This window comes from Megasphaera sp. AF13-6AC (assembly GCF_027685385.1).
GTDB lineage: Bacteria > Bacillota > Negativicutes > Veillonellales > Megasphaeraceae > Megasphaera > Megasphaera micronuciformis.
Genome location: NZ_JAQCUN010000002.1, coordinates 1 through 11970 on the forward strand (window position 1 = coordinate 1; position 11970 = coordinate 11970).

General features: G+C 43.6%; 8 protein-coding genes and 1 pseudogene. 3 read left to right on the forward strand and 6 right to left on the reverse strand.

From position 1 onward, the window contains the following. Positions 1-862, reverse strand: a pseudogene (locus tag PGX78_RS00220) (RNA degradosome polyphosphate kinase); the annotation flags it as partial. A 187-nt stretch (positions 863-1049) separates the two neighbouring features. Between PGX78_RS00220 and PGX78_RS00225 the strand changes: the two are divergent. Then, on the forward strand, positions 1050-2579 hold the full coding sequence (locus PGX78_RS00225) for a Ppx/GppA phosphatase family protein (protein WP_270444559.1): 1530 nt from the start codon (positions 1050-1052) through the stop codon (positions 2577-2579). Positions 2580-2760: 181 nt separating this feature from the next. Continuing rightward, entirely contained in the window at positions 2761-3855 is a 1095-nt protein-coding gene (locus tag PGX78_RS00230; protein ID WP_270444562.1) for an inverse autotransporter beta domain-containing protein, read from the forward strand. 58 nt (positions 3856-3913) lie between these two features. Here PGX78_RS00230 and PGX78_RS00235 read toward each other — a convergent pair whose 3' ends face one another. The 4 genes from PGX78_RS00235 to PGX78_RS00250 form a co-directional block, all read right to left on the reverse strand. Continuing rightward, complete coding sequence (locus PGX78_RS00235; RefSeq protein WP_270444565.1) at positions 3914-5092, reverse strand: M20 metallopeptidase family protein; 1179 nt, start codon at positions 5090-5092, stop codon at positions 3914-3916. Between the two features lie 25 nt (positions 5093-5117). Then, the gene (locus PGX78_RS00240) at positions 5118-6374 is read right to left on the reverse strand and encodes a hypothetical protein (RefSeq protein WP_270444567.1); all 1257 of its coding nucleotides are present in this window, start codon (positions 6372-6374) and stop codon (positions 5118-5120) included. Positions 6375-6452: 78 nt separating this feature from the next. After that, complete coding sequence (gene alr / locus PGX78_RS00245; protein WP_040774319.1) at positions 6453-7655, reverse strand: alanine racemase; 1203 nt, start codon at positions 7653-7655, stop codon at positions 6453-6455. Positions 7656-7997: 342 nt separating this feature from the next. Further along, positions 7998-9266, reverse strand: a complete 1269-nt coding sequence (locus PGX78_RS00250) for a glycosyltransferase family 4 protein (RefSeq protein ID WP_270444571.1) — start codon at positions 9264-9266, stop codon at positions 7998-8000. 180 nt (positions 9267-9446) lie between these two features. On the opposite strand from PGX78_RS00250, the gene PGX78_RS00255 reads away from it, so the two are divergent. Continuing rightward, positions 9447-11048, forward strand: coding sequence for a peptide chain release factor 3 (locus PGX78_RS00255; protein ID WP_006942488.1), 1602 nt, complete (start codon positions 9447-9449; stop codon positions 11046-11048). A 56-nt stretch (positions 11049-11104) separates the two neighbouring features. On the opposite strand, the gene PGX78_RS00260 is transcribed toward PGX78_RS00255, so the two are convergent. After that, positions 11105-11968 carry a DMT family transporter gene (locus tag PGX78_RS00260; RefSeq protein ID WP_270444579.1) on the reverse strand — a complete coding sequence of 288 codons (864 nt, stop codon included), beginning with the start codon at positions 11966-11968 and terminating at the stop codon, positions 11105-11107. Between the last annotated feature and the right edge of the window lie 2 nt (positions 11969-11970).

Consider the following 11970-nt stretch of genomic DNA (forward strand, 5'->3'; position numbering starts at 1 on the left):
CATAAATGTCAGCTTCTTCCACGTCAGCCACGGTCTTTAAAAAGTGTCGCATGGCCGGACTGACACGACAGTCCGTTTCCAGGCGAACAGGGGCCCCTTTTTTTCGTTTTTTCAGCGATTTTTTTACTTCCGCCAACAGGTCTGCGGCATCCTTACTGATTTCCAAATCGGCATCGCGAGTCAATCTAAAGGGCTTGATCTCCGTAATTATATATCCCGGAAAAAAAAGATGACCGTAAGTCGCTAAGAGATCCTCGCAAAAGACAAAGGTATGGCCACCCCTTTTCTGCGGTATTTCAATGAGTCTCGGTACGGTTTTTAACGGAACGGGAAGTACGGCCGCCTTCGTCAGGCCGCCGCCTTCACGTTGCAAAAATACGGCTAAGTTTAAAGATAAGCTCGCCAAGAAAGGTACAAAGTGGGCCGTATCGACAGCCAAGGGTGTAACTACAGGGTAGATTTCTTCCTTTACGTATTTTTCCAAATAAAGTTTTTCTTCTTCATTGGCCTCATCAAAGGAAATAATATGAATCCCCTCTGCCGACAATCGCTTTTTAACGTCTCTATAAATTTTATATTGACGGCGACACTGAGAATGTTCCATCAATTGAATGGCTTCAAACTGCTCCCTCGGTGTCAAGCCGGCAATATCCTTACGAGTTATCTGTTCTGCCAATAAATGCTTAATACCGGCTACGCGAATCATAAAAAATTCGTCGTTGTTAGAAGCACTGATAGATAGAAAGTTAACTCGTTCCAATAAAGGAATAGACGAAATCGCAGCCTCGTTAACCACTCGCTCATTAAAGTTTATCCACGTACATTCACGGTTTAAATATCTATTTTCCTTTGCATGAATCATCAATATTACCGTCCTTTACAGGTCAAAGCACCTTCATTTCATATATATTATAGTACACACATAAAAACTTTTCATATATTCATTAAAGAACTGATGCCAAAAAGATTTGTTCTTCATCCCTTTATCTTTCGCCCTTTTATCTGTACAATAAATAAAAAGACACCGTCACTACGGAAATGAGGTTACTATGGAACATATAGCCATTATCGACATGGGGTCAAACTCCATTCGCTTCGTCATTGCTCAAATTAAGGACAACAAAGCCTATTCTTTTGTCTATCAGGACAAGGAAACCATTCGTCTGGGTCAGGGCTTATCACGTACAGGTTCTCTTACGGAAGAAGGCATGGCTAAGGCTTTAAAAAGTCTTCATGTGTATAAACATATTATGGATATTAAGGGAATCAAAACTTGCCTGGCCGTTGCTACGGCAGCTGTTCGCAATGCCGATAACGGTATACTCTTTCTGGAAAGAATCAAAAAAGAAACGGGTATTTCCATGTCCGTCATTGCCGGTGAACGCGAAGCTTATTTAGGTTACTTGGGCGCTATTAACACTATTGATATTCAAGATTTTATCCTATTCGACTTAGGGGGTGCCAGCGTCGAATTAACGCTGGTTAAAGATCGCAATATCGTTCATGCCGTATCCGTCCCCGTCGGTGCCGTCACTATTACGGAACGATTTGACACGTCCGGGGCCGTCTCGGAAGATCGCTTACACACGTGTTTGAAGTTTTTACGCAAAACCTTAGCCGAAGTATCGTGGCTAAAAGACGTGTCGCTCCCCCTTGTCGGTATCGGCGGCACGGCCCGCAACTTTGCTAAAATGGATCAACGGGCCCGCAACTATGAGCTACCGACCATTCATAACTACCTCTTGTTACATGAAGATTTTGAAAAAATTTTCCGGATGCTTGTCGAAAAAACGCCGGCGGCTCGCAAGAAGGTACCCGGTCTGTCAAGCGAACGAAGCGATGTTATTATTGCCGGCGGTGCCGTCATTAAAACCATATTTGATTTGGTGGGTGCCCACGAACTAATCGTCAGCGGGTGCGGTTTGCGTGAAGGTCTTTTCTTTGAGTATTATGCGAAGATGTATAAAATGAAAAGTCCCCGTCTCGACAATATTCTGGCCTTCAGTATTAATAACTACTTGGGAAATATTGCCGACTTGAATCGGCCGCACTTAAATCAAGTAGCCAAGGTATCGGCCATGCTCTTTGACGGACTGAATCCCTTGCATAAATGCAACGACCGAATTCGCGAATTACTTGTCACGGCGGCTCTCTTGCATGACATCGGTAAGCGCGTAAACTTTTACAATCATGCCCGTCACTCGGCCTTCATTATCGGCCATGCCCCCTTATACGGCATGACCCAAAGAGAACAAATGATGACGGCCTTTATTGCAGGCTTTCACCACGGCATCAGTCGTAAAATTCAAAGAGCCTATAAATATGCCAATATTCCCTCTGATGACGAATGGGCCGTTATTCGCAAAATGTCCGTACTTCTGGCTTTGGCCGAAGCCTCGGACCATACGTATGAAAATATTGTGGAAAGAATGGATGTGGAAATTAAAGACGACGTAGTCATCATTATCCTCCATGCCAAAGACGGGGCTCCCTATGAAAGTGCCGATTACGCCATGCAGGAATTTACGAAATCTTTCAAAAAGGAATTCGGCCTTCCTCTCGTCCTTATTTGGAAATAATCAAATATGTTAACTATCGAATTTTATTCATACTTAAGTCGGCAATATTGCCGACTTAAGTATGAATATTTTATAAAGAGTATATTTCTTTATCACAAAATATTATCAGTTACTTGTATTTTTCAGGATGCTTATATATAATTCAATATGAGCATAGAAAAAATTATAAGGAGTTTTATACGTGAATAATAAGTTTAATGTTAAAGGGGCCATACTCTCCTGTCTTCTCATCTGTAGCGTAGGTTCATCCGCTTATGCGACAGGTGCCGAAACACTTTCAACTGAAAAGGAAATGCCCTTAACCCACAATTGGCTCGATCGAACGGACATAAAAGCCAAATTTCAGACGAATCACGAGCCTCAATATGCCCTAGAAACCTTACAACCTTTGGGTCACTACGATGAAAAAACGTCGAAAGACCTCGTGTTCATTCAAGGCAGTGTTTCTTCCAATTTCGGTGACGTCTTTACTTATGACGAATACGTAAACCAGCCTGTTCCGGGGTCCGGCACTGTCATCTATGAAGAGCGTCAGGTCAACCGATACGATCGCATCGGTACGACGGGCAGTATCGGTTTGGGCTATCGCCACTTAAGCCGAAACGAAAACGCCTATGTAGGAGCCAACGCTTTCTACGACTATTCTTTTAAGGATAACTACAGACGTGCCGGTGTGGGAGCCGAATATGTAGTAGGCCAAAATAAGTTTTATGCCAATTTTTATAAACACTTAGGAAACGGAGATTTCTTCTATTCGGAGAGCACAATAGATGAGCCCTATCCGGCTCCTTACAATACACCTGACAATACACCTGATACGGGCGTATCCTTAGTCCACACAAGTCGCTCTATGACGGCTTCGGGATATGATATCGGTTATTCCCGAACTTTTAAAAATGCTCGTTATCTGCGACCTTATATTAATCGATATCACTGGAATATCCACCGGGATGTCCGCGGTCTATACGGCAAGTTACTCCATACCTTCAACACCTATAAAGACGGCTATAAAATAGGTACGGAAATAAATCTTACGCCTCATATTGCCGTCGATACGGGCTATAACAAGCCTTCGGGACACTCGGGCGAGTTCTATATTCAGGTCATGTACACCTTGGGTAAGACCGACTTTGCGCTTTTCGGCGGTAAACACGGTAACTCGGATGATACAACAACGGCTCGTTCCCAAATGTTCGATAAAGTACGCCGTCATGATATGACAGCTACTAAATACAAGGGAGAATTTCATATACATTATCCTCACGATCATTTATAGGATTACCGTATCAAACCGACAAAAAAAGAGGACTGCTATGCAGTCCTCTTTTTTTGTTTTACGAATGTTTTTCCAAGTATGAAGCGGCAATTTGTGCGTATACCGCTGCACCTCCCGTAAGAACCTCTTCATCGGATGTGAAGTGATTACTGTGATTAGACCAAACGGTACCTTTTTCTTCATTATAGTTCCCTACAAAGAAATACGCACCGGGCTTCTTTTCCTGGAAGAAGGAAAAATCTTCACTGCCCATATTTTTTTCACATTCAAAGAGAGCGTCCCTGCCGAGTACATCCGTTACAGCCTCTTCAACAACGACAGTACATGCTTCGTCGTTAACCGTAGGAGGAACCGTCGAATGATATTCGAGTTCCGCCGTACCGCCATAGGCCTGAGCCGTAGATTCTGCAATCAGCCGAATGGAGTGCTCTACCTTTTTGCTGATCTCATTATTGAAATGTCGAACCGTTCCTTCCAATACAGCCTCGCCGGCCACAATATTCCAACGGTCGCCGCCATGAATCGTACCGACCGTCACTACTACCGAATCGAGAGGGCTAATCTGTCTTGCCACAATACCTTGAAGGTTCATGACCGTAGCCGAGGCGATGAGAACCGCATCGACGCCGAGTTGGGGTTGGGATCCGTGAGACTGTTTTCCCTTAATACGAATCGTAAATTGTTCCGTAGCCGCCATTTCTTCACCTTTGCGAACACCGACTTTACCTGCCGGGAAGGTGCCCCAAATATGGGCTCCGAAGATAGCCCCGCTTTTTTCGAACCAGTCGCCGAAGTTCATCATATACGGAGCTCCGACGCCGATTTCTTCAGCCGGCTGGAAAACAAGATATACCGTGCCGGACAATTCGCTTTGTACGTCTTTAAGCATCTTAGCGGCACCCAACAACATAGCAATATGATTATCATGACCGCAAGCATGCATGACCCCTTTATGTTCCGACGCAAAGTCGAGACCCGTATCTTCCGTTACGGGCAAGGCATCGATATCAGCTCTTAAAGCTACTGCCGGACCGGGTTTATCACCCTTAATAACCCCGATAAGACCCGTGTTTTTTTCCGGATTGATTTCAAAGGGAATATTTAATTCCTTCAATTTTTCACCGATACGTTTTGTCGTTTCATGTTCGGCAAAACTCAGTTCGGGAATACGGTGAAACTCGCGTCTCATAGCAATGACATAGTCATGATAAGACGGCATTTTATCTTTAAAATTCATACTAAGTCCCCCTTATATATAACTCTTACGGTTGTAAGAGCGGAATGAAAAGAGATGCGATAATAACGGACGTAATCGTTACGGTAACGAAACCGCCGACAATCATTTGCGGCAACATTTCGTCCATTAGCATTTTCTTTTCTTCCTTTGTTTTGGCTAAAGCCGTCGTGCATTCATCGGTTAATACATAGTTAGGCGGAAATCCGTAAAGTGCCGTAAGGCTTGTAGCAATAGCCATATACGGGCTCATCTTCAAGAACTTCGATACAAAATAAGCCAAAATAACCATGCCGATTACACCGACTACAATAATAAGCACCATAGGTCCGAGAATTTCTGCCAACAATTCAGGTGTAGCACTGCTAAGTCCCCCGAAAATAAAGACCATCAAGATGAACATGATGAAATTAAAGCAGCCGTTTTTAACGAGAATATTGGGACGAAGGAAACCCAATTCCGTGGCGATAATACCGAAAATAAGAGCCAATACTGCCGGATTGATTGCATAAGCTCCCATAAACGACTTGGTCCAACTGCCGACAACAAGGCATAAGGTACCTATAATAGCAAGGGTTGCTAAGGAGTAGCTGACCGAATAGTATTTATCCGGGACCTGCGGAAAGAGGGTTTTTCTCGGTGCTTCTTCAGCTGTAAATTTACCGTTTTCCGCATCAATATCGCCTACTGCCGCATCGTCTTTGCGCTTACCTTCGCGGTATTCTTTCAAAAGTTTGTTACCTTCCTTTTTCAGCATAATAGCCGTCAAAGGATACCCTGCAAACCCCTGGCATACGTACATGCAAATAGCCAGAATAGCTACCTTTTCAAGGCCCAGTTCGGCAGCTGCCGTCTGCATCATCGTCGCAGCAATGATACCGCCTGTCAAAGGAGGTAAGCCTGCAACAATGTAGTTGAAATCAATGACATTGAAGAGCCCCAGAACCAGGCAAAATACAACCATGCCGAAAAGACCTGCCAGGCAAACAACAATGACCTTCCATTGTTTTGACAGCTCCTTAAGACTAATAGCCGTACCCATGTGAGTAATAGCCAACATGATTGCAATAATCCCGCCCAAAGGCGCTCCTAAACCGCCCATCTTAACGATGTCTTTCGGTAAGAATGTCCAGTATCCTACAAGAAATAAAATAGCAATAATGAAGACGGACGGAATCCATGCCTTCGTATACGTACCGATAAATTCACCGATGGCATACAGAGCACATAAGATGAAAAAGGCAAATACGGGTGTGGACGCCAAAAAAGCTTGAAATTCCTGCATAACTTTCTCTCCTTTGTTTTATATTTGTTATATAAAACGGCAGCCTCTATGAAGAGACTGCCGATATAACCTGACATATTATGATTGAGTCAAGTATTCCAATCGTTGTACAATCTTTCCGTTTTGTACGTAAACACGCGGTACACGCCGATTAATGTTACACGTAATTTCATGAATAATCGTATGACACGTATCGGCAATTTCATCGGCACTTACACATTCACTTCCCTGTTCTCCGAAAAGAACGACTTCATCGCCGACTTTCACATCGGGAATATGACTTACGTCGATCATACATTGATCCATGCAAATATTCCCTACTTGGTGAGCTCTCACTCCGTGTACGATAACATCGATTTTTGACGAAAGAGCCCGATTGTATCCGTCGGCATATCCGATGGGAAGCGTAGCAATCTTCGTAGGACCCTTGGCCGTAAAGTGGCGGCCGTAACCTACGCAATCGCCTTCATATATAGTTTTGAGATGGGTAATACAACAGCGAAGAGACATGACGGGTTTAATCTTCGTGCCCGTCACAAGCACCTCTTTGGAGGCATCGTATCCGTATTGAATAATACCGGGCCGAATCATTTCTCTATGAAAATCGGGAAGTTCCAATGTTCCGGCACTATTACAACAATGATGAATATTAAAAGTAACACCTGCCCCTTTCAATGCATCGATAAAAGCTGAAAAACGGCTATGCTGTTCGTGTGCCCATTCTTTATCCGCAATATCGGCTTCACTAAAGTGTGTAAAAATTCCTTGCATGGTAATTCCCGGCAAGGCGGCAATTTTTTTGACTTCTTCTATCGCTTCGGGAGAGGGAACATACCCGATACGACACATTCCCGTATCGGCTGCAATATGAATTTTGACTTCACGCCCCGTTTCTACAGCTTTCCGAGAAAACATTTCCGCATCACGGTAAGAAAAAACAGCCGGTTCAATGTCATTATCCAACAATTCTTCGGCCCGTTCTCCTGCCGTATGCCCTAAAATAAGGATAGGCGCCGTGATTTTTGCCCGCCGCAGTTCCGTTCCTTCATCAAGACTGGATACGGCTAAGCGATCCGCTCCGTTTTGTAAGAACACCTTGGACAACATGACGGCACCGTGTCCGTATGCATCCGCTTTAACAACGGCTGTCACTAAGCGGTCCTTCCCGGTAATGCGGCGAATTTCACGCATATTTTCGGCGGCTCTGTCCAAGTCGATTTCCGCCCAAACAGGACGTTTCGTATAATTTTCCGTAATTTCCGTCACTGTCGGTCGAGCCATATCCATCATCCTCCTTAGGTTTATACTAACCCTGAATACATGAATAATAACCTCTTACTACGATAAATTATACGGTATTTAAATACTCGTGTAAATCCTCAACATACATGTATACACATAAAATACATAAATTCGAGTTAGACCGTTATTCCTTTCTTGTCCTGCCAAAAAGAAGCGACAACTATAAGAGGCTGAAACAAATAAATAACCCATACGGCAAATCAAGAAAATAAATTTACGAGCCCAAATGGGTTCTTGATGAACTACATCCTCACCTCACTACGTCTGAATATATGCTCCTATTGTATTATTGAATAGACGTAATGGAAATCAAATACCTACTTAAGTTCGCTTATACTTATGAATTAATGCCATCAAACGTGCTTCCATTTCCTCTATAAGATGATGCCATGAGTGACTTTCCACGGCTTCTCGCACGTGAGGAGGCATTACCTCTCCTATAGCCCACTTTTCAAATTGGCGTAATAAGGCCTCGGTCAATCTTTCTATATATGCCGGGACGTCTTCCTCAACCGGTCTGTCTACATCATATAACCGCGGCAGATCTACATACTCGATAAAGCCTGACTCATTTACGACAGGGCCCAATAATTCCATAAGACCGATGATCTTCGTCGTAATAACCGGCAAATTACAAGCCATGGCTTCGACAGCCGTTAAGGCTATGCCTTCATAATAAGACGGTAAGGTATAAAAATCGGCTTGCCTTAAAAGAGCCGCTAAATCAGGCTGTGCCATAGCCGACAAAAATCGGATCCGCTCGTTATATCCACTGAGACGCTTCAATTCTTCAATTTGCTCGTCCGTACCGTTACCTATATATATTAATTCGGCCGGAGGAGAATTATGCCGTCTTTGAAATTCAACTTGAGCCTTTACAAAGGCTTGTATAAATTCAAAAATCCCTTTTGAACGAGAAATTTTTCCGGCATAGACCACTTGCGGTGACAATTGCCGACGACGTTCTTTTTTGGCTTCATCGGCATCTTCGGCATAAAAGATTGTATCCTTAAATCCGCCGCCCGTCACTTCGATGCGCTCCCGTTTCAAGCCGAAAAGATCGGTCAGACAGTTTTTATCATTCTCCCCCAAAGCCCAATAGGCATCTAAACGTTTAGCCCCTTCCAGAAAGGTCAGAAAACGATCATGTTTGCGTACTTGGCGCAAATCCGTCCCGTGACTGATACCCACTACGGGAATATCCGAAAACACTTCACGTACAATGGCTGTCATCAAAAATATATGATGAGAAATAACAACTTGAGGTCTGAATATTCTTTTCGCCTCTTCCAACCGTTTACGAAAAACCTGCATATACAACTGTAAGTCCTCATCACTCATAGCACCGAACACCGTAGAGTCGTACGGCATTTCGTCACTCATACCGGCTATGGGAAAGGGTAAGACATCGGAATTAAACACGACAGGAAAGGTTTCCGTACAGGGAAGATCCGGATCAAAGGGAGCCTGTACGCCGTATAAAGCCGCATTTTCATGACCTCTCTCGTCCATGTAACGCAGTACCGTATCAAAATATACACCGCTTCCCGTTTTCATAGGAAGTTGTGCTAAACAATGAAGAATTCTCATTTCACACCTCACACATTGTAATACTCAGTATTATAGCATAGTATAAGGTCTTCTAATCCACTTATTTAAAAATTATATAAGTATAAGTCAGCGAGGAATGACTCGCCTTTTCTTGCCCGTCAAAGAAAAAACTTATATAATATTTATTACTGTTACTATACAAAACGAACGAGGTGTACCATGTCTTTACAAGAAGAAGTCAATAAGCGGAGAACCTTTGCCATCATCTCTCATCCCGATGCCGGAAAAACAACCTTAACGGAAAAACTCCTGCTCTACGGAGGAGCCATTCATTTAGCCGGATCCGTAAAAGCCCGGAAAACATCGAAACATGCGGTTTCGGACTGGATGGAAATTGAAAAACAGCGCGGTATTTCCGTTACCAGCTCGGTTTTACAATTTGACTATGAAGGCCACCGCATTAATATTCTCGATACGCCGGGCCATCAAGATTTCAGTGAAGACACGTATCGGACCTTAATGGCTGCCGACAGTGCAGTCATGCTTATCGATGTAGCTAAAGGCGTCGAAGCGCAAACAAAAAAACTTTTTAAAGTTTGCCGTGAACGCGGCATCCCCATTTTTACATTCGTCAATAAAATCGACCACTTCGGTCGTAACCCTTTCGACATTATGGATGAAATAGAAACGGTCCTCGGTATCAGAGCTTACCCTATGAATTGGCCCTTAGGCGTTAACGGCAGTTATGAAGGTATCTATGACCGTACGGCCTCTTCTATAGAATTATTTGAAAAGGACACGAACCATGGCCAACGTAAATTGGCCTCTACTAAAGGTAGCGCCGATGATCCGGCATTTAAAGAACTCTTATCTGATGAAGTTCATCAATCGTTAATCGACGATATTGAACTCTTGGATGCTGCCGGTGATGCTTTTGACATGGAGAAAGTCAAAAACGGAACTTTGACACCCATGTTCTTCGGCTCGGCAATGACCAACTTCGGCGTCAAACCCTTCTTGGAAAAATTTCTTGAACTGGCTCCCAAGCCGCAACCGCGTAAAACTAAAGAAGGCTCCGTAGACCCCATGTCCGAGCAGTTTACGTCCTTTATTTTCAAAATTCAAGCCAACATGAATCCGCAGCACCATGACCGCATTGTCTTTATGAGAATTTGTTCGGGAAAATTCGAAAAAGGTATGACTGTCACACACAGACAATCGGGTAAACAAGTTCGGCTCATGCAACCCCAACAATTTCTCGCTACAGAACGAACTCTGGTAGAAGATGCATGGCCCGGTGACATTATCGGCGTCTTCGACAGCTCATCCTTAGGCGTAGGCGATACGCTCTATAGCGGCAAACTCCCCGTCACCTTTGCCGATTTCCCCACCTTCCCGGCTGAACTCTTTGCCCGCATTCGTGCCAAAGATTCGATGAAGCGCAAGCAGTTCCTAAAAGGTATGACTCAGTTGGCTCAAGAAGGAGCTGTGCAGATTTATGAAAATCCCGGTTCTATGGAAAGTTATATTGTCGGAGCTGTCGGTCAATTACAGTTCGAAGTTCTCGAATACAGACTTCTTCACGAATACGGTGTAACCTTGGAAATGAATCGTCTCCCCTACTCCGTAGCCAAATGGATTTATTCGCAAGACCGCGATTATCGCGACTTAAAGAATATTGACAGCGCCATGATTGTAAAAGATCATAAACAACGAATTGTCCTGCTCATCACCAATGAGTGGCAAGCCGATTGGATTATAGAACGTAATCCCGATTTTCTTTTTTGTTCTACGCCGGATGAATTGCCTCTTGATTCTTAATTGTACCGAATATGAAAAAGCACCTCTTTCAGAGATCTCTGAAAGAGGTGCTTTTTTTAGGCGGCCTTACTTTTTAAACGTTCATGTTTCATTTTTGTTAAATACATAGAACCGCCGATAATCAAAATTCCTCCAATCAAAGTCATGGACGTCATGACTTCGTCAAAGAAAATAAATCCCCAGAGGGAATTGAAAAATACGGCAATATACGCTACAAAACTTACAATGACAGCGTTTCCGTACATGTAAGAGCGGGTCATCCAGATTTGAGCCAACACAGAATTAATACCTAAAATCAGACAGAAAATCCATTCATGAAAATCGGGCCAATGAAAATCCGCTCCCATCAACACCGCACCTGCTACAGCCGCACAAACAAGAAAATACAAAACGATTTCGTATTGATGATGTTTTCCCGAAGCGGTCAGCTTACTGACCGTCGTATAGGCAGCAGCTGCTAAAACCGCCTGTGCCAAGACAAAGAGCGAATAGACGTTAAAAGCATCAAAATGCCACGGTCTGACAACCAGCGATGCTCCTCCGATAATAAAAATAAGCGGCAGAACAGCTTTTTTAGGAATGACTTCTTTCAGAAAAATCGCTGCAAAGAGCATGACAAAAAACGCCGACAATTGTGATAATATGGACGCATCGCCCAAGGGCACTCCCCTCAGTCCGTAAAACATACAAACCATGCCGACACCACCCAAAACGCCTCGTAGTGCCAGTGTGGGGCGGTCTTCATGGGAAAGATGAATTCCCTGTAGTTTCATAAGAGCCACTATAATAACGGCACTTACTGTTCCTCTAAAAAATGCAATTTCTCCGGTACCCATAGATACGGATAAATCTTTGACGATAACATTCTGAAAGCTAAATGCCAAGGCGGCTAAAACCGAATAAATAACTCCTTTGTTCATTA

What these genes read in the sequence shown, in the direction of transcription:
- PGX78_RS00225 (WP_270444559.1), top strand. Translation starts at nt 1,050, where the DNA reads ATGGAACATATAGCCATTATCGACATGGGGTCAAACTCCATTCGCTTC.
- PGX78_RS00260 (WP_270444579.1), bottom strand. Translation starts at nt 11,968, where the DNA reads ATGAACAAAGGAGTTATTTATTCGGTTTTAGCCGCCTTGGCATTTAGC.
- PGX78_RS00240 (WP_270444567.1), bottom strand. Translation starts at nt 6,374, where the DNA reads ATGCAGGAATTTCAAGCTTTTTTGGCGTCCACACCCGTATTTGCCTTT.
- PGX78_RS00255 (WP_006942488.1), top strand. Translation starts at nt 9,447, where the DNA reads ATGTCTTTACAAGAAGAAGTCAATAAGCGGAGAACCTTTGCCATCATC.
- alr (WP_040774319.1), bottom strand. Translation starts at nt 7,655, where the DNA reads ATGGCTCGACCGACAGTGACGGAAATTACGGAAAATTATACGAAACGT.
- PGX78_RS00235 (WP_270444565.1), bottom strand. Translation starts at nt 5,092, where the DNA reads ATGAATTTTAAAGATAAAATGCCGTCTTATCATGACTATGTCATTGCT.
- PGX78_RS00250 (WP_270444571.1), bottom strand. Translation starts at nt 9,266, where the DNA reads ATGAGAATTCTTCATTGTTTAGCACAACTTCCTATGAAAACGGGAAGC.